Below are 17607 nucleotides of genomic sequence, written 5' to 3' on the forward strand. Positions count from 1 at the left end.
GTCAAGGGCGAGGTCATCAAGACCGTTCCCGAGTCGAAGATCGTGGAGACCCTGATCGAGGAGGCCATGAAGCTCGCCGCGCGCATGGAGGCCGACGGCGGACCCGCCGTCACGGGGAAACCGGCAGTGACCGTGAGTTGAGGCGAGGCACGGACCGAGAGGGGGCCCGAGCGTGACAATTCTGGAGAGCATCCGGCAACCGCGCGACCTGAAGGCGCTGTCCGAGGCGGAACTCGGCGAACTGTCCCACGAAATCAGGGAGTTCCTGGTGCACGCGGTCGCCAGGACCGGTGGTCATCTCGGGCCCAACCTGGGGGTGGTGGAACTCACCGTCGCCCTGCACCGGGTCTTCGAGTCACCCGCCGACCGCATCCTCTGGGACACCGGTCACCAGAGCTACGTGCACAAGCTGCTGACGGGACGTCAGGACTTCTCCAAACTCCGGGGCAAGGGCGGACTGTCCGGCTATCCCTCGCGGGAGGAGTCCGAGCACGACGTCATCGAGAACAGCCACGCCTCCACGGCGCTCGGCTGGGCCGACGGTCTCGCCAAGGCCCGCCAGGTACAGGGGGAGAAGGGGCACGTCGTCGCCGTGGTCGGGGACGGCGCGCTCACCGGCGGCATGGCCTGGGAGGCGCTCAACAACATCGCCGCCGCCAAGGACCGGCCGCTGATCGTCGTCGTCAACGACAACGAGCGCTCCTACGCCCCGACCATCGGCGGCCTCGCCAACCACCTGGCGGCGCTGCGCACGACCGACGGCTACGAGCGGGTGCTGGCCTGGGGCAAGGACGTGCTCCAGCGCACCCCCCTGGTCGGCAACACCGTCTACGAGGCCCTGCACGGAGCCAAGAAGGGCTTCAAGGACGCGTTCGCCCCGCAGGGGCTCTTCGAGGACCTGGGGCTGAAGTACCTCGGCCCGATCGACGGGCACGACATCGGGGCCGTGGAGTCCGCGCTGCGCCGTGCCAAGCGCTTCCACGGGCCCGTCCTGGTCCACTGCCTCACCGAGAAGGGCCGCGGCTACGAGCCCGCCCTCGCCCACGAGGAGGACCACTTCCACACCGTCGGCGTGATGGACCCGCTGACCTGCGCGCCGCTCGCGCCCTCCGGGGGGCCGTCCTGGACGTCGGTGTTCGGCGACGAGATCGTGCGCATCGGCGAGGAACGCGAGGACGTGGTGGCGATCACCGCCGCCATGCTGCACCCCGTCGGTCTCGGCCGGTTCGCCGAGCGGTTCCCGGACCGGGTGTGGGACGTCGGCATCGCCGAGCAGCACGCGGCCGTGTCCGCGGCCGGGCTGGCGACCGGAGGCCTGCATCCGGTCGTCGCCGTGTACGCCACCTTCCTCAACCGGGCGTTCGACCAATTGCTGATGGACGTGGCGCTGCACCGCTGCGGGGTCACCTTCGTGCTGGACCGGGCCGGCGTCACCGGCGTCGACGGACCCTCGCACAACGGCATGTGGGACATGTCGGTCCTGCAGGTCGTCCCCGGCCTGCGCATCGCCGCGCCCCGCGACGCCGACCAACTGCGCGCCCAGTTGCGCGAGGCGGTCGCCGTCGACGACGCCCCGACCCTGGTGCGGTTCCCCAAGGAGTCCGTGGGCCCCGTGATCCCGGCGCTGGACCGGGTGGGCGGCATGGACCTGCTGCACCGCGCCGACGAACCCGAGGTGCTGCTGGTGGCCGTCGGTGCGATGGCGCCCGTCTGCCTCCAGGCGGCCGAACTGCTGCAGGCGCGCGGCATCGGCTGCACCGTGGTCGACCCCCGTTGGGTCAAGCCCGTCGACCCGGCGCTGCCGCCTCTGGCCGCCCGGCACCGGCTGGTGGCCGTCGTCGAGGACAACAGCCGGGCGGCCGGGGTGGGTTCGGCGGTGGCGCTGGCGCTGGGTGACGCGGAGGTCGACGTGCCGGTGCGGCGGTTCGGGGTCCCGGAGCAGTTCCTCGCGCACGCCAAGCGCGCGGAGGTGCTGGCCGACATCGGGCTGACGCCCGTCGAGGTGGCCGGACGGATCAGCGCGAGCCTGGCCGTCATGGAGGAGCGGTCCGCACCGCCGCGGGTCCGGCAGGAGCGGGCCGAACGGTCACCGGTCCGGCAGGAGCTGTCCGGACCCGCAGGGGGACGGCAGGAGCCGTCCGCGCCGTCATCGCAGCGACAGGAGCGACAGGCATGACCACCGCGGAGTCCGCCTCGGAGTCCTCGCGGACCGGGGACTTCGACCTCGGCGCGCTGCTCGCCGAGCGCGGGGCCGAGCGCTACGAGCTGCACGCCCGGTACCTCAACCCCCAGCTGCCGCGCATGCTGCACACCATCGGCTTCGACAGGGTCTACGAGCGTGCCGAGGGCGCCTACTTCTGGGACGCGGACGGCAACGACCACCTGGACATGCTCGCCGGGTTCGGGGTGATGGGCCTGGGCCGCCACCACCCGGTGGTCCGCAAGGCCCTGCACGACGTCCTGGACGCCTCGCCGGCCGACCTGACCCGCTTCGACTGCCAGCCGCTGCCCGGGCTGCTGGCCGAGAAGCTGCTCGCGCACAGCCCGCACCTGGAGCGGGTGTTCTTCGGCAACAGCGGCACCGAGGCCGTCGAGTGCGCGCTGAAGTTCGCCCGGTACGTCACCGGCAGGCCGCGCGTGCTGTACTGCGCGCACGCCTTCCACGGGCTGACCACCGGCTCCCTGTCCGTCAACGGCGAGTCCGGGTTCCGGGACGGCTTCGCCCCGCTGCTGCCCGACACCGCCGTCCCGCTCGGCGACCTCGACGCGCTGGAACGGGAGGTGGGCAAGGGCGACGTCGCCGCGCTGATCGTCGAGCCGATCCAGGGCAAGGGCGTGCACGAGGCTCCGCCCGGCTATCTGCGGGCCGCGCAGGAGCTGCTGCACCGGCACGGGGCACTCTTGATCGCCGACGAGGTGCAGACCGGCCTGGGGCGGACCGGCGACTTCTACGCCTACCAGCACGAGGAGGGCGTCGAGCCGGACCTGGTGTGCGTGGCCAAGGCGCTCTCCGGCGGATACGTGCCGGTGGGGGCCACGCTCGGCAAGGACTGGATCTTCAAGAAGGTCTACTCGTCCATGGACCGGGTGCTGGTGCACTCGGCGAGCTTCGGGGCGAACGCGCAGGCCATGGCGGCGGGCCTGGCGGTGCTGTCGGTGATGGAGAGCGAGCAGATCGTCGCGAACGTCCGGGCCACCGGGGAACTGCTCAGGTCCAGGCTGACCGCGCTGACCGGGAAGTACGAGCTGCTCGCCGACGTGCGGGGGCGGGGCCTGATGATCGGGATCGAGTTCGGCCGGCCCCGCTCGCTGAAGCTGCGCGGCCACTGGGCGATGCTCCAGGCCGCGCGCAAGGGACTGTTCGCCCAGATGGTGGTCGTCCCGCTGCTCCAGCGGCACCGGATCCTGACCCAGGTGTCCGGCGACCACATGGAGGTGATCAAACTGATCCCGCCGCTGATCATCGGCGAACGCGAGGTGGAGCGGTTCCTGGACGCCTTCACCGCGGTGATGGACGACGCGCACAACGGCGGCCTGATGTGGGACTTCGGGAAGACACTGGTCAAGCAGGCGATCGCCCACCGGCCCTGACCCGCGGCTCGGGACCGGGGTCCGCGGCCGGGAGCCAGGCGGTTTGCCTCTGAGGCAAGAAATTTGCCCGACAGGCAAGACTTCGGCTCAATGGAGGCATGAGCTCCTCCGAGACCGAGCCGTCGGCCGAGCGGGCCGACGCGCTCCCTACGGTCGCGCCGCAGCTGCGGGCCCTGCGGCGCAGGGCCTCCCTGACGCTGGAGGCCGCGGCCCGCGACGCGGGCATGTCGCCCGCCCACCTCTCCCGCCTGGAGACCGGGCAGCGCCAGCCCTCGCTGCCGATGCTGCTCTCCCTCGCCCGTACCTACGGTACGACGGTCTCCGAACTCCTCGGTGAGGCGGCCGCCGGCCGGGACGCCGTGGTGCGCGGCGCCGACATGGAGCCGACCGCGGCCGGCGGCTGGACCTACTGGCAGGCCGGAGCTCCAGGACGCGGGATGCAGGCCCTTCGGGTGCACGTACCGCACGGCTCCCAGGGCGACATCGTCCGGGTCCACCCCGGCGAGGAGTGGCTGTACGTCCTCAAGGGACGGCTGCGGCTGCGCCTCGGGGACACTCTGCACCGGCTCGGCCCCGGCGACAGCGCGCACTTCGACTCGCTGACCCCGCACCGGATCGCCGCCCAGGACCCCGACGGGGTCGACCTCCTGTTCGTCCACACCCTGCTGCAGAGTCCCACGGCCACGCTGTGCCTGGGCCCGACCCACGGAGACATGTCATGACCGGCAAAGACCTGGAGGAGAAGTTCCCCCGCGCGCTGTGGGTGCGGCTGATCATCTACATCGCGGTGGGACACGTCTTCGCGGCCTTCGTCTACCTGCTGTTCGAGGTGGGCGCCAAGTAGCCGGCTCTCCGGTCAGTCGAGCAGGCGCTCGCGCAGCCGCTCCCGGGTCTCGGGGGTCACGCCGAGCGCCGTCTCCAGATAGGGGTCCACGCCGCCCCAGGTCTCCTCGATGGTCTCGAGGGCGGCCGACAGGTACTCGGCCCGGGCGTCGAACAGGGGGCTGAGCAGTTCCATCACCTCGGGGGAGTAGGCCGAGGCGGACGTGCTGCTGCGGTGCACCTTGTAGCGTCGGTGCCGGGCGTTGGACTTGAGGTAGTCGTCGAAGATCGCGTCGCGCTCCACGCCGAGGGCGAGCAGCGTGACGGCCACCGACAGCCCCGCGCGGTCCTTGCCGGCCGCGCAGTGCATCAGCACCGGAACGCCGTCGTCGGCGAGCGAGTGCAGCACGCGGGAGTGCTCGGCGGTGCGCTGCCTGATGGTGATGCGGTAGGAGTTGATCATCCGGTCGGCGGCCTTGCCGTCCGCGAGGATCGAGCGGAGCTGGTCCAGGTTGCCGTCGCGGACCATCTTCCAGAACTCGGCACCATCGGCCGGGTCGCTCAGCGGCAGGTTCACGTTGCGCACGCCCGGCAGCTCCACGTCCGGGCCCTCGAGCCTCTGGTCGGCGGCGTTGCGGAAGTCGAAGACCGTGTGCAGTCCCAGGGAGGACAGGAACGCGGCGTCCTCGGGGGTCGCGTGGGCGAGGTGCCCGCTGCGGAACAGCACCCCGTGCCGCACCCGCCGACCGTCCACGGTCGGCAGTCCGCCCACGTCGCGGAAGTTGCGCACTCCGGCCAGCTCGGGTTCGGTCGACGGGATTTGCTGCGTCACGTAGGGCTCCTCCCACTCGGCGCCGCCGGCGCGGCTCGGTCGGCGGACGTCCCTCGACGATACGACATGGCTGCCGGAGGCAATGAGTCCTCCACGGGCAGGTCCTGGCGCCCGCGCACCCTTTCATGATGTCGAGGTCTGCTCGTCCTGTTCGATTTCGTGGAGGTCGGGTGTGGCGGCGGCCCAGCCGCGGCAGCGCGTGCTCACCGAGCGGGGCGCCACGACGGGCGTCGAGCCGTTGGTAATCGACGACGGCTGGTTCGGGGTGCGCACCGGCGACCGTCCGCCCCCGGCCGCCCGCCGCGCCGTCGAGGACTTCGAGACGACCGGGCACCCGGCCGAGACCGCGTCCGCCGCCACTTCCCCCGGTCCCCGGTCCGAAGCCGCTCCCGGACGATGCGCACGGCCTCGGGATGCGGTTCGGCACCGGGTCGGGCCGAAGACGGCCGGCCCGGCCCCGACGCGACCTCTACCGCGTGCCCCCGGACTACGTGCAGTGCCGGCCGGGGCGAAAGTGGGCGGAATTCGCAATCGGTACGTCCTCGCCCCGACCCGCGACGGCGTCCGGGCGTGCCTGGGGGAGTGGCTCGACGGACTGCATGCGCCCTCGTCCGCCTCCAGGACCCGCGCCACGGCGCACCGTGCCCCGTGCTCGGGTTGCGCGGCCTCGATCCGACGGCCGTGTGTGAATGCCGCGAAACGGGCGAAACCCACGGAGGCGCCGTGCTGTCGCAGCAGGGTCTGCGCATCGGCCTGCGCGGGGATCCGGGTGCGGCCGTGGTGCGGCTGCGGACGTCTGTGATCTGGCGAATGAGGCGTTCTGTCCGTTTAGGGGGCTTCGCCATAACGTGCCCCGATAGAAAGGGAGATGGGGTAGGGGTGCGTGAGCATCGTCATATTCGTGACGGTGTGTTGTCATCATGCTCACGTAATTGCAGTGAATTTCAAGGACGTTCGCGGCTGATCGGAAATGCGGATCGACGCTCGGTGACGGCATTCGCGACTGTCGATCACGGAAAAACGCCTTCGCCTGGAACCTCTCGCTTGTCCGTTTGCGTCGTGGTCGCTTACGTTCGCCACCGATCCGAGCGGACGCCCAATCCTGCCGCCGCTCGGAGCCCGCACACCACTGACCCGTGTACGGCAGGAGCGGGGGACCCACAGGTACGACTGCCTGTTCCGGTCTCCGGAACGGCTTGGGGTTAAGCCGCGTTTCGGCGCGGCCGGGCATCTCCAGCCCGCACCCGACAGCTCACCTCGCAGGCGCCGGAGAGGAATTCGTCATGCCCGCCAAGGGTAAGCACCGCCGTACCAAGACACAGCGTTTCACCCGCTCCATCGCCGTCGCCGGAACCGGCGGCGCCGCGCTCGCCCTGCCGCTTCTCGGCGCCACCGGCGCCCAGGCCGCCCCGGCGCAGGCGGCCCCGGAAAAGGCCGTCCGGTCCCTTTCCGTCGCCCCCGAGAAGGGCGGAAAGAACTCCACCGAGAAGAACCGTGAAGCCCGCACGTACACCGTGCAGGCCGGCGACTACCTCGCCAGGATCGCCGACACCCAGGACGTCGAGGGCGGCTGGAAGAAGCTCTACGCGGACAACCGCGAGGCGGTCGGTGACAACCCGTCGCTCATCCACCCCGGTCTGAAGCTCACGATCGACGGCAAGGCCACCGCGCAGAGCGCCCCGAAGAAGTCCTCCTCCTCGGACAAGCCGGCCTCCACCGCGCCGAAGACCTCCACGAAGCCCTCCGCGCAGACCGCGCAGCAGTCCGCTCCGAAGGCCGCCGCTCCGAAGGCCGCCGCCCCGAAGGCCGCCGCTCCGAAGGCCGCCGCTCCGAAGGCGGCGGCCAACCAGGCCGCCACCACCTCCGGTTACAGCTCCCCGGTGCCCGGTGGCGGCGTCGGCACCGGCTACAAGGTGGCCGGCAGCATGTGGTCGAGCGGCTACCACACCGGCGTCGACTTCAGCGTCCCGACCGGCACCTCCCTGAAGGCCGTGGGCTCGGGCACCGTCGTCTCCGCGGGCTGGGCCGGCGCGTACGGCAACCAGGTCGTCATCAAGCTGAACGACGGCTACTACGCCCAGTACGCCCACCTGTCCTCGCTGTCCGTCTCCGCCGGCCAGACCGTGACCGGCGGCCAGCAGGTCGGCCTCTCCGGCTCGACGGGCAACTCGACCGGTCCGCACCTGCACTTCGAGATCCGCACCTCGCCGAGCTACGGCTCGGACGTGGACCCGGTCTCCTACCTCCGCTCGAAGGGCGTCGCCCTCGGCTGACCCCGGGAGAACCCGCCCGACACGCCGCCGAAGGCCGGACCCCGATGGTGAGGGTCCGGCCTTCGGCGTGCCCTCCAGGGCACGGCAGGCTCGGCAAGTGGCTTATCTCACCGCCCGTCAATCCCTTCCTACGTTCGCGTAGGTCACATTCGAGAGGGAATCATGGTCGGCCGTGGCAGACGATTCGAAGAGTGACAGCAAAGCAGTGATCGGGTCGTACGTGGCGGTGGGGGACAGCTTCACCGAGGGAGTGGGCGATCCCGGGCCCGACGGGGCGTTCGTCGGCTGGGCCGACCGGTTCGCCGTGCTTCTCGCCGACCGCCGGCCCGAAGGCGACTTCCGGTACACGAACCTGGCGGTGCGCGGCAAACTGCTCGACCAGATCGTGGCCGACCAGCTTCCGCGGGCCGTCGCACTCGCCCCCGACCTGGTCTCGTTCTGCGCGGGCGGCAACGACATCCTCCGGCCCGGCGGCGACCCGGACGAGGTGGCCGAGCGTTTCGAGCGGGCGGTCGCCGCGCTGACCGCCGCGGCCGGCACCGTCGTGGTGGCGACCGGCTTCGACACCCGTGACGTCCCCGTGCTCAAGCATCTGCGCGGCAAGATCGCCACGTACAACGGCCACGTCCGGGCCGTCGCCGACCGGTACGGCTGCCCCGTGCTCGACCTGTGGTCCCTGAAGAGCATCCAGGACCGCAGGGCCTGGGACGCCGACCGGCTGCACCTCTCGCCCGAGGGGCACACGCGTGTGGCGCTGCGCGCGGGCCAGGTCCTCGGCCTCGGCGTCCCGGCCGCCCCGGAACAGCCCTGGCCGCCGCTGCCGCCCCGCGGCACCCTCGAGATCCGGCGCGACGACGTCCACTGGGCACGGCAGTACCTGGTGCCGTGGATCGGACGCCGACTGCGCGGGGAGTCCTCCGGTGACCACGTCACCGCGAAGGGCGCGCTGTCCCCGCACGACATCAGGGAGCGGATCTCCTCCGTGGCGTGAGGGCCCCGTGGACGGGGGGCACGGGCCACGTCGACGGTGGTGGACGCGGCCCGCTCCCGGCCCGGCGGGCTCAGCGCGGCGGAGCGGTCAACACCTCACGTTCCAGGTTCAGTTCACGGGCCAGGGCCTCGTCCACCCAGGCGCGAGCCCGGGCCCGGGGCACCGTGCCGCCGTAGGACGTCAGCTGGACGGCGAGCCCGTCGAGCAGGGCGGTCAGCCGCAGCGCCGCGGCGGCGGGGTCCGGGCAGCGGAACTCGCCCGCGGCCACACCCTCCGCGACGACCTCGGTGAGTGCCGCCTTCCACTGCCGGTCGAGGTCCCGGGCGACCTCGCGCAGCGCCGGCTCGCGCAGTGCCGCCGCCCAGCCCTCGATCCACAGCCGCCAGCCCTTGGCCTGGCCCGTCGGGGCGTACCAGCGCACGGCCGACCGCAGTCTGCGCAGGGCGGTCGTGCGGCGGCCGAGCAGCTTGCGCAGCCGGGCCAGGTCGTCCTCGGCCGCGTGTGCGAACGCGGCGGCGACCAACTGCTCCTTGGTCGAGAAGTGGTAGAGCACCAGCGCGTTGCTCACCCCGAGCGCGGAGGCCACGTCCGCGATCCTGACCGCCGCCACACCCCGCGCCTCGATCTGCTCGATGGCCGCCCTCAGCAGTTCCCCCCGCCGCTCGGCCACGCTCAACCGCACCCTGGTCACGATCGTCACCCTACACAGACACCGACAACCCCCGACCCCGCGAAACCGGCCGGTCGGGCGCGGACGGATGTCCGTCCCGCCCCTCAGCGGTACGAGCCGAACCGCTCCGCGATCACCGGCAGCCGTTCCTCGGCGAGGGCGTGCGCGGCGGCCCTGGGTGTGGTGCCGTCGGTCTGCGCGCGGGTCAGCATCGACTCGACCAGGCCGCGCATCGAGCGGCGCAGGTACGCGAACGCCTCGGGGGCGTCCGGGCCGACGTCACCGAACAGGGTCCACCACCACCAGGCGTTGGTGCCGGAGTTGACGACGACGTCCGGCAGCACGGTCACACCGCGCGCCGCCAGCAGCCGTTCGGCCTCCGGCAGTACGGGCATGTTGGCCGCCTCGACGATCCAGCGGGCCGTGATCCGCTCCTGGTTGCTCGTGTCGACGGCGTACGACACCGCCGCCGGCACCAGCACCTCCGCGTCGGCCGTCAGCCAGGCGCCACCGGGCAGCTCCCGGTCGCCGGGGCGCAGGGCCGCGCGGTCCACGGTGCCGTGGCCGTCCCGCGCGGCCAGCAGGACCTCGACGTCGAGACCGGCCGGGTTGACGATCGTGCCCTTGATGTCGGCGACGGCCACGACCGTGAGTCCCGCGCGGGCGAGGAAGCGTGCCGTGGCCCCGCCCATGGTCCCGAGCCCCTGCACCGCCACCCGCGTCCCCCGGTGCGGCACCCCGGCCCGGTCCAGCGCGGTGAGGGCGGCCTCCGCCACCCCGCAGCCGCCGACCAGCTCGCCCAGGCCGATGCCGTCCACCTCGACGGCGAACGCGTCGGCGAGGCGGCGCCGCGCCCCGGGCTCGTCGTCCAGCAGCGGATACACCGCCTGGATCGACGACACCAGCCCCGCCTCGGCGGCCGCCCGGTCCACCAGGTCCTGGCTCAGCCCCAGGTCCTCACCCGTCGTCCAGCAGCTCTCGACGTACGGCCGCACCGCCCGGAGGTAGCGCACCAGCACCCCGTACGCCTCCGGGTCCCGGGGGTCGCAGTCGATGCCGCCCTTGGCGCCGCCCAGCGGGACGTAACGGGCCTCCGGGTCGTAGTGCAGTGCCTCCTTCAGCGTCATCCCGCGCGCCAGCCCGGTCACCTCGTCCAGCGTGCACCCCGGCCGCATCCGCAGCCCGCCGCTGGCGACGCCCCGCACCAGCCGGTCCACGACCAGGAAGCCCCGGCAGCCGCTGAGGTGATCGGTCCAGGTGAGTGACAACGAGGGGGCGGAGGCGGGCATACGGGCTCCTTGACTGAACGGCGAGTCAGTATCCGGGGCGGCGCCGGGCACTGTCAACGGCGTGGCCCCTCGGCCGGGACCGGGCCGGCCGCCGCCCCGCGGACGGTGTCCTGTCCGGTCCGGCACCGCCTGCCGGACCCGCCGCCCATAATGGAACGTCTCACCGATCCACCTGGAGGTACCGTGGCCGGTTTCCGTTCCCCCAGCCCAGGGTTGCGCGGGTTGCGCCCTGCCGCCTTCGGCGCGGATCCCGGCGGTGAGCGCATGGCCCGCATCCGCCGTTCCCCGCACTTCCACAACGGCGTCTTCCGGAATCCCGGAGGGACCGCCCGCACCCGGCCCTCGGGCTCCGCACTGGACGTCGCGAAGGTCTTCCTCGACAAGGAGACCCGGTCCCGGCGGACCCCGACGGGTGCCGTACCGGTGCACTCCACGACCCTCGCCGACCTCTCCCGCCCGCCCGCCACCGGCCTGCGGCTCACCTGGATGGGCCACTCGGGCGTGCTGGCGGAGATCGACGGGCATCGGGTGCTGTTCGACCCGGTCTGGGGCGAGCGCTGCTCCCCGTTCCCCTTCGCCGGGCCGAGGCGGCTGCACCCGGCGCCCCTGCCGCTGGCCGCGCTCGGCCCGGTCGACGCCGTCGTCGTCTCGCACGACCACTACGACCACCTGGACCTGCCCACGATCCGGGCGCTGGCCGGCACGGACACCCTGTTCGCCGTGCCGCTCGGCGTCGGCGCCCACCTGGAGCACTGGGGCGTGTCCGCCGGCCGGCTGCGCGAACTGGACTGGCACGAAGCAACCCGGATCGGCGGACTCACCCTCACGGCCACCCCGGCCCGCCACTTCTGCGGGCGCGCCCTGCGCAACACCCAGCACACCCTGTGGGCCTCGTGGGTCGTCGCCGGTGAGGAGCACCGCGTCTTCCACAGCGGCGACACCGGCTACTTCGAGGGCTTCCGGGACATCGGTGCGCAGCACGGCCCGTTCGACGCCACGATGATCCAGGTCGGCGCGTACTCGGAGTTCTGGCCCGACATCCACATGACCCCCGAGGAGGGCGTCCGTTCGCACCTCGACCTCCAGGGCGGCGCCCCGGCCGGTGTGCTGCTGCCGATCCACTGGGGCACCTTCAACCTGGCTCCGCACGCGTGGGCGGAGCCGGCGGAGTGGCTGAAGGACGCGGCGGGCGAGGCGGGGCAGGCGGTGGCGTTCCCCCGCCCCGGCGAGCCCTTCGAACCCGAGGGGAAGCTGCCCTCCGACCCCTGGTGGCGCGGGGTGTCCCGGCCCGTCCCCCACTCGTGGCGCCGGCCCCGGCCGGCGCGGGCCGTGGCCGGGAACCCCGGCCGCGATCTCGATCCCGCCGGTGACCGATGACGCGGTGGGGTGCGGCGGAGCGGAGCAGGCCGGTGCGGCCCGCCGGTGGGTGCGGGGGAGGGCGTCCTTCGTGACCCCTGTCCTGGACACCGCCTCCATACCACCGCGGGACCGCGAGGAAGTCCTGCTCAACGTGGTGCGGGAAACCATGGTGGCGGTCGACATCGAGCACACCCTTCCGGCCCCGGACATCTCCGCCCGGATACGGCTGGGGGAAGTCGGGCCTCTCGGCATCTTCTCCGCGCGGGCCACCGCGGCCACCGTCCGCCGGACGGGGCGGCTGGCCCGGCAGGACCAGGAGCCGATCGTCCTCGTCGGTCTGCAGGTGACGGGCACCAGCGTGGTGGTGCAGAACGGCCGCGAGTGCCTGCTGAGGCCCGGCGACTTCGCTCTGTACGAGTCGACCTCGCCCTACACGCTGCTCTACGAAGAGGGAGTCGACCACCACTTCCTGCGTTTCCCCCGCGCCGCCCTCGCACTGCCCGACCGGTCGCTGCGGGACATCACCGCGGTCTCCCTCGGGCCGGGCAATCCCCTGGCGCGCCTCGCGTTCACTTACTTCTCCCAGTTGGCACTCAGCGACGAACTGCACCGGGGAGCGCATGCGGGCGCAGCCTTCGAACCCAGCGTCGAACTGCTCCGCGGCGTCGTGGCGTCCCACCGCGGCGACACCGGTTCGGCGAAGGCGTCGTCGGAGGCGACGCTCGGCCTGCGGATCACCCAGTACATCCGGGAGCACCTGGCGGACCCCGATCTGTCGGCGGCACGGATCGCCGCCGCGCACGGCATCTCGGTACGTCACCTCTACGTGGTGCTGTCCCGGTCGGGCATCAGCCTGGGGGACTGGATCCGCACGCGCCGCCTGGCCGAGCGCAGAAGGGAGTTGGCCGGCCCGGGCGGCCGGCTGCGGACCATCGCCGCCATTGCCCGGAGCTGGGGTTTCGTGGACGCGACGCACTTCAGCAAGGTGTTCAAGCAGGCCTACGGAGTCACCCCTCGCGACTGGCGCGATCACCACCACCTTCCGTCCCGCTCCGCCCGTGACGCTCCTCGCCCGGCCCGTGGTCCGACCCGTCGGGCCGTTCCGGTGGGCTGCGACCCGTCCTCGGGCGGGCGTCGGCGGGGGTGACGGTGATCGAGAGGGGGCGGTACGGCTCGGGCCCCACGGCGTCCCCCGGGGGTGAGTGCTGACGCAGGCCGTGAGGGGTGCGCTTGGTGCTCGTCCGGTCGTGGGCCGGGGGTGGCAGCCGGTGATGAGAGGTGCGGCCGTGTTCCGGATGGGTGTCCCCCGGGGGCGCGCCCGTGCGCCGGGTGGGCGGTCGGCCCGACGGTGCGGTAATCACGGTGAGTGACGCCATGGCCCGAGGGGTGGGGGTGTCGACGAGGCCGGTGCGCCCACCTGCCCCGGGCGGTGCGGGTGGACGGAGCGGGCGGTGGCGGGCGGGGCGTGCGACGGCGGGCGCCCGGCGGACTGCGCCGTGCGCGCGATGTCCGTACGCGACCACTTCTGACCAGGCTGGACCGGTCCTCCCTCAATCCCTGCCGCGGACTCGGGTCGGTTATCGGTCTGTCGTACGAGGGCTCATACCAGAGCGGGACGCTGTCCGTACGAGTTTGTCAACTGCCCACCGCCGATGGTGCGGTGACGACTACGGTGAGTGTCGGTCGGGCGGCGCAGGGCCGACATCCGTGGCCTCCCCCTGCCCTCCCGACCGGTACCGCGACACCGCGACGGCTCACGCCAGGCACGAGGCGATACCACCGTGAACCCCCCTGGTAACCAGGACCGACGGACCCGTTCGAGGACACCGATGTCTGACCTCCGCGCTCCGGCCGCCCGCGCAGACCGGCGTGAGGGCGGACGGCACGGGCGCCCACCCGCCCGGACCGCGCCCGCCCTGCCCGAGACCCACATAAGGCCGCAGCTGCTGCGTCTCGCCGTGCTGCCGCCCGTCGCGGTCGCCCTCAGCGCCTGCGCCGCCGTCCTGTTCATCGTGCGCTCCACGGGAGTCCGGCCCGGCCCGACACTGTGGGGCGTGCTCGGCGGAGCGGTCTCGGTGACGCTCGCCGGCATCGTGATCGCCGCAGTGGCAGCCAATCGCGCCGCGCGGTCCGTGTACGACCGCCTGGGCGCACTGCGCCGGAGCACGGCCCGGCGCGAGGCCGACCTGCGCGCCCTCGTCGAGGCCCTGCGCCGGGGGGACGCCCCGCCGCAGCGCGGGCAGCACGGTGAACCCCCCGCGGACGCCGACGACTTCGACCTGCTCGCCGCCGAACTGGCCCGCGCGCACGACGGCGCCGTCACCGCCGTCGTGCGGGCCGCCCAGCTCTCCAGCCAGGCGGGCAGCGAACAGAAGCTCGAGGTGTTCGTCAACCTCGCCCGGCGCCTTCAGTCCCTGGTGCACCGTGAGATCTCGATCCTCGACGAGCTGGAGAACGAGATCGAGGACCCGGACCTGCTCAAGGGCCTCTTCCACGTCGACCACCTCGCCACCCGTATCCGCCGCCACGCCGAGAACCTCGCCGTCCTCGGCGGGGCGGTCTCCCGCCGGCAGTGGAGCAATCCCGTCCCCGTGAACGAGGTGCTGCGCTCGGCCATCGCCGAGGTCGAGCAGTACTCGCGGGTCAAGCTCGTGCCCCCGATCGACGGCACGCTGCGCGGGCACGCCGTCGCCGACGTCATCCACCTGCTCGCCGAACTCGTGGAGAACGCCACGGTCTTCTCCGCGCCGCACACCCAGGTGCTGCTGCGCGCCGGCCTCGTCACCTCGGGCCTTGCCGTCGAGGTCGAGGACCGCGGACTCGGCATGCCCGCCGGCGAACAGGACCGCATGAACCGCCTGCTCACCGACCCCGACCAGGTCAACGTCGCGAGCCTGCTGGCCGACGGGCGCATCGGGCTCTACGTCGTCTCCCAGCTCGCCAAACGGCACGGCATCCACGTCCGTCTCCAGACCAACATCTACGGCGGGGTGCAGGCCGTACTGGTGGTCCCGCAGGCGCTCCTGGGCGGCGCCGAGCAGGGAGCCGCCGAGGGGACCGTGGCGGGAGCGGCGGCGGGGAGCGTCCGGGCGCACGAGGGACCCCTCACCGCGGTGAGCACGGGAAGCCCGGGGCCACCGCGTGAGGGAAACGCGGGGGAGGGGGCCGGAGACGGGGCCGGGGCCGCCGCGGGGGTGGTGTACGGCGATGACCTGCCGTCCGTCCCGCGGGCGCCGCTCGCGCCCGTGCCGGCACCCGGAGTGCGCCGAGGGCATCGCCGGGAGGCAGCCCCCGACAGCGGAGCGGCGCCCGCCCGGGCCGCGGCGGTGAAGGGCGGCGCACCCGCCCCGCTGCCCGTGCGCGGTGCGCGCGAGACCCGGACCGGCCCGGCCCCGACCGGGTCCGGCAGCGGGCCCGGCACCGACGACCGTCGGCCGTCCGCCGAGGCCGGCACCGCGCCGCTCGCCCCTCGCGGTGGCCCCGTGCGCGGCACCATGGACAGGCCCCAGCTGCCGCGCCGCCGCGCCCAGGAGCACATCGCCCCGCAACTCCGCGACGGCCCGGCTCCACGCCAGGAGCCGGAACACGTCGCCGGTCACGACCCCCACCTCGTGGCGGCCTTCCAACGCGGCGTCAGCCTGGCCGAGGCCCAACAGCACATGGAGTTGGGGCACGTGGACTTGGGGCACTTGGAGTCCGGGCACATGGATGTCGACCACATGGGACCCGGACCCATGGCCGACGACCACACGGCGGCGGACCACACGGCTGGCGACCACAGGGAGCGCCGCCATCCGGAGCCGACTCCCTCGTCCCCGAACCACACGGCGTCGGACTGCACGGCGTCGGACTACACCGCTTCGAAGCACACGGTCCCGGACCACACACCTCTGGGCCACGCGGACACCGGCACCGGCAACGCGCACTACATGGATGCGCACCGCACGGATGGGCACCACGGGGCCTCCCGTGCCCAGGAGTCCATGTCCGCGGCGCCCCCGTCCGCCGCGCCCGTGTCTCGCGCACCCATGTTGCCCGTCCACAGAGCATCGGCCTCCGCCCTGGACGCGCTCTCCCGCACCGCACCGGCCCCCGCCCCCGCCGCGGGGGACGCCGAGGTGCACCCCGCCCGGGACGGCGTGCCCGTGCCCCGCACCGAACACACCACCCGGCGCGACGGGAGCACACCCGCCGGATGACCGTTCTCCATGCCCCCACCCCCAGCGCCGCAGACCTTCGTACCCCAAGGAGTCGATCCGCCATGGCGAGCGATGCGCCGACCGCCCATGTATCCGACCTGGACTGGCTGATGAGCGGCCTCGTGCAACGCGTACCGCACACCACCAGCGCCGTACTGCTGTCCTGCGACGGGCTGGTGAAGTCCGTGCACGGCCTCGACCCGGACAGCGCCGACCACATGGCCGCCCTGGCCTCCGGCCTCTACTCCCTCGGGCGCAGCGCCGGCATCCGGTTCGGGGACGGCGGCGAGGTCCGGCAGGTCGTCGTCGAACTGGACGCGAACCTGCTGTTCGTCACCACCGCCGGTTCCGGCACCTGCCTAGCCGTCCTGGCCGGGCGCGAGGCCGACGCCGCGGTGCTCGGCTACGAGATGGCGATGCTGGTCAAGAGCGTACGGCCGTATCTGATGACCGCGCCCCGGCAGCACACCGTCGAACCCCCGGCGATGAGGCCTTGAACGTGACGGCGGCCGGCGACGGGCCATGGCTCGACGACGCGGCCGGGCGGCTGGTGCGGCCGTTCACCGTCAGCAACGGCCGCACTCGCCCCACCGTCGCGCTCGACCTCATGTCGCAGGTGATGTCCACCGGGGCCACCGCGCTCGGCTATCTGGGGCCCGAGCACGCACAGGCGCTCGACCTGTGCCGCGCCCCCGTCCCGGTCGCCGAGGTGGCCGCCCACCTCACCCTGCCGGTGGCCGTCACCAAGGTGCTGCTGGCCGACCTCGTCGACTGCGGGGCGCTGACCACCAAGCCCCCCGCGTTCCACCACAGCCCCACGGACCGGGCCCTTCTGGAGGCAGTGCTCGATGGACTACGACGCCAGCTCTGACCACGGCGACCCCGCCCGCCACGGCCCCGGCCACCTCGGTGCCCGCCACGACCCGGGCCACCACAACGCCCACCACGGCCCAGGTCCGGGCACGGCGCACGGCGCGGACCCGTTCCCGACCGCGCTCAAGATCCTCGTTGCAGGCGGCTTCGGCGTGGGCAAGACGACCTTCGTCGGTGCCGTCAGCGAGATCGCACCGCTCAGCACGGAGGAACTGCTCACCACGGTCAGTGCCGCCACCGACAGCCTCGAGGGGATCGAGAACAAGGTCGAGACGACCGTGGCCATGGACTTCGGCCGCATCACCCTCGACCCGCGGCATGTGCTGTACCTGTTCGGCACCCCTGGCCAGGAACGCTTCTGGTTCATGTGGGACGAACTGTGCGAGGGTGCCCTCGGTGCCGTCGTCCTCGCCGACACCCGCCGCCTGGAGGAGTGCTTCGCCGCCGTCGACTTCTTCGAACAACGCGGCCTCGGCTTCGTCGTCGCCGTCAACGAGTTCGACGGCGCCTTCCGCTACGACCCCGCGGAGGTGCGCGGCGCCCTCGACCTCCCGGACGGGATCCCCGTCGTCCGCTGCGACGCCCGGATCTCCAGCTCCGGCATCCAGACCCTGCTGATCCTCGTCCGCCATCTCCTCGCCCATGCCCCGGCCACCGCCAGCGGGTATGGCGCCCACATGTGATCCCCGCACACTCCCACGGAGCCCG

The 17607-nt window shown here is 72.8% G+C and carries 15 protein-coding genes, 2 pseudogenes and 1 riboswitch; of the genes and pseudogenes, 14 read left to right on the forward strand and 3 right to left on the reverse strand.

Annotation, left to right across the window (positions count from 1 at the left end; all coding sequences use genetic code 11):
- The 5 genes and pseudogenes from ACFYOV_RS32995 to ACFYOV_RS33015 form a co-directional block, all read left to right on the forward strand.
- Window positions 1-141: pseudogene (locus ACFYOV_RS32995) on the forward strand (4-hydroxy-3-methylbut-2-en-1-yl diphosphate synthase); the annotation flags it as partial.
- A gap of 31 nt (window positions 142-172) precedes the next feature.
- Window positions 173-2176, forward strand: a complete 2004-nt coding sequence (gene dxs / locus ACFYOV_RS33000; protein ID WP_389094198.1) for a 1-deoxy-D-xylulose-5-phosphate synthase — start codon at window positions 173-175, stop codon at window positions 2174-2176.
- Window positions 2173-3591, forward strand: a complete 1419-nt coding sequence (locus ACFYOV_RS33005; RefSeq protein WP_389094200.1) for an aspartate aminotransferase family protein — start codon at window positions 2173-2175, stop codon at window positions 3589-3591. Before dxs ends, ACFYOV_RS33005 begins: the two co-directional genes overlap by 4 nt.
- A 98-nt stretch (window positions 3592-3689) precedes the next feature.
- Window positions 3690-4313 carry a helix-turn-helix domain-containing protein gene (locus tag ACFYOV_RS33010; RefSeq protein ID WP_389094202.1) on the forward strand — a complete coding sequence of 208 codons (624 nt, stop codon included), beginning with the start codon at window positions 3690-3692 and terminating at the stop codon, window positions 4311-4313.
- Entirely contained in the window at window positions 4310-4435 is a 126-nt protein-coding gene (locus ACFYOV_RS33015; protein WP_389094204.1) for a DUF6126 family protein, read from the forward strand. The genes ACFYOV_RS33010 and ACFYOV_RS33015 overlap by 4 nt, the downstream gene beginning before the upstream one ends.
- A 12-nt stretch (window positions 4436-4447) precedes the next feature.
- On the opposite strand, the gene ACFYOV_RS33020 is transcribed toward ACFYOV_RS33015, so the two are convergent.
- Window positions 4448-5245: a tyrosine-protein phosphatase gene (locus ACFYOV_RS33020; RefSeq protein WP_389094206.1), complete on the reverse strand. Its 798-nt coding sequence runs from the start codon at window positions 5243-5245 to the stop codon at window positions 4448-4450.
- Between the two features lie 396 nt (window positions 5246-5641).
- Here ACFYOV_RS33020 and ACFYOV_RS33025 point away from each other — a divergent pair.
- The 3 genes and pseudogenes from ACFYOV_RS33025 to ACFYOV_RS33035 all read left to right on the forward strand — a co-directional run.
- A pseudogene (locus tag ACFYOV_RS33025) lies at window positions 5642-6022 on the forward strand (GH36 C-terminal domain-containing protein); the annotation flags it as partial.
- A gap of 340 nt (window positions 6023-6362) precedes the next feature.
- Window positions 6363-6524, forward strand: a riboswitch (cyclic di-AMP (ydaO/yuaA leader).
- 4 nt (window positions 6525-6528) lie between these two features.
- A complete protein-coding gene (locus tag ACFYOV_RS33030; RefSeq protein WP_389094208.1) occupies window positions 6529-7518 on the forward strand; it encodes a peptidoglycan DD-metalloendopeptidase family protein in 990 nt (329 codons plus the stop codon).
- A 205-nt stretch (window positions 7519-7723) separates the two neighbouring features.
- Window positions 7724-8509, forward strand: coding sequence for an SGNH/GDSL hydrolase family protein (locus tag ACFYOV_RS33035; RefSeq protein ID WP_389094246.1), 786 nt, complete (start codon window positions 7724-7726; stop codon window positions 8507-8509).
- A 70-nt stretch (window positions 8510-8579) separates the two neighbouring features.
- On the opposite strand, the gene ACFYOV_RS33040 is transcribed toward ACFYOV_RS33035, so the two are convergent.
- Both ACFYOV_RS33040 and ACFYOV_RS33045 read right to left on the reverse strand, forming a co-directional pair.
- The gene (locus ACFYOV_RS33040) at window positions 8580-9200 is read right to left on the reverse strand and encodes a TetR/AcrR family transcriptional regulator (RefSeq protein WP_389094210.1); all 621 of its coding nucleotides are present in this window, start codon (window positions 9198-9200) and stop codon (window positions 8580-8582) included.
- Between the two features lie 83 nt (window positions 9201-9283).
- On the reverse strand, window positions 9284-10468 hold the full coding sequence (locus tag ACFYOV_RS33045) for a Glu/Leu/Phe/Val dehydrogenase dimerization domain-containing protein (protein ID WP_389094212.1): 1185 nt from the start codon (window positions 10466-10468) through the stop codon (window positions 9284-9286).
- A 183-nt stretch (window positions 10469-10651) separates the two neighbouring features.
- On the opposite strand from ACFYOV_RS33045, the gene ACFYOV_RS33050 reads away from it, so the two are divergent.
- The 6 genes from ACFYOV_RS33050 to ACFYOV_RS33075 all read left to right on the forward strand — a co-directional run bounded on the left by ACFYOV_RS33050 (window position 10652) and on the right by ACFYOV_RS33075 (window position 17582).
- Entirely contained in the window at window positions 10652-11845 is a 1194-nt protein-coding gene (locus tag ACFYOV_RS33050; RefSeq protein ID WP_389094214.1) for an MBL fold metallo-hydrolase, read from the forward strand.
- A 70-nt stretch (window positions 11846-11915) separates the two neighbouring features.
- Complete coding sequence (locus ACFYOV_RS33055) at window positions 11916-12974, forward strand: helix-turn-helix domain-containing protein (RefSeq protein WP_389094216.1); 1059 nt, start codon at window positions 11916-11918, stop codon at window positions 12972-12974.
- A 682-nt stretch (window positions 12975-13656) separates the two neighbouring features.
- Window positions 13657-16026 (forward strand): ATP-binding protein, encoded by a 2370-nt coding sequence (locus ACFYOV_RS33060; RefSeq protein WP_389094218.1) that lies wholly within the window; start codon window positions 13657-13659, stop codon window positions 16024-16026.
- A gap of 62 nt (window positions 16027-16088) precedes the next feature.
- Window positions 16089-16523, forward strand: a complete 435-nt coding sequence (locus ACFYOV_RS33065) for a roadblock/LC7 domain-containing protein (RefSeq protein ID WP_389094220.1) — start codon at window positions 16089-16091, stop codon at window positions 16521-16523.
- Window positions 16524-16525: 2 nt separating this feature from the next.
- On the forward strand, window positions 16526-16897 hold the full coding sequence (locus ACFYOV_RS33070; RefSeq protein WP_389094248.1) for a DUF742 domain-containing protein: 372 nt from the start codon (window positions 16526-16528) through the stop codon (window positions 16895-16897).
- A complete protein-coding gene (locus ACFYOV_RS33075) occupies window positions 16875-17582 on the forward strand; it encodes an ATP/GTP-binding protein (RefSeq protein WP_389094222.1) in 708 nt (235 codons plus the stop codon). The genes ACFYOV_RS33070 and ACFYOV_RS33075 overlap by 23 nt, the downstream gene beginning before the upstream one ends.
- Window positions 17583-17607 lie beyond the last annotated feature (25 nt).

The sequence above is a fragment of the Streptomyces sp. NPDC005931 genome (genome assembly GCF_042871235.1).
GTDB lineage: Bacteria > Actinomycetota > Actinomycetes > Streptomycetales > Streptomycetaceae > Streptomyces.

Coding starts and splice junctions, on each gene's coding strand:
- ACFYOV_RS33015 (WP_389094204.1), top strand. CDS start 4,310: ATGACCGGCAAAGACCTGGAGGAGAAGTTCCCCCGCGCGCTGTGGGTG.
- ACFYOV_RS33045 (WP_389094212.1), bottom strand. CDS start 10,468: ATGCCCGCCTCCGCCCCCTCGTTGTCACTCACCTGGACCGATCACCTC.
- ACFYOV_RS33065 (WP_389094220.1), top strand. CDS start 16,089: ATGGCGAGCGATGCGCCGACCGCCCATGTATCCGACCTGGACTGGCTG.
- ACFYOV_RS33010 (WP_389094202.1), top strand. CDS start 3,690: ATGAGCTCCTCCGAGACCGAGCCGTCGGCCGAGCGGGCCGACGCGCTC.
- ACFYOV_RS33030 (WP_389094208.1), top strand. CDS start 6,529: ATGCCCGCCAAGGGTAAGCACCGCCGTACCAAGACACAGCGTTTCACC.
- ACFYOV_RS33060 (WP_389094218.1), top strand. CDS start 13,657: ATGTCTGACCTCCGCGCTCCGGCCGCCCGCGCAGACCGGCGTGAGGGC.
- ACFYOV_RS33005 (WP_389094200.1), top strand. CDS start 2,173: ATGACCACCGCGGAGTCCGCCTCGGAGTCCTCGCGGACCGGGGACTTC.
- ACFYOV_RS33075 (WP_389094222.1), top strand. CDS start 16,875: ATGGACTACGACGCCAGCTCTGACCACGGCGACCCCGCCCGCCACGGC.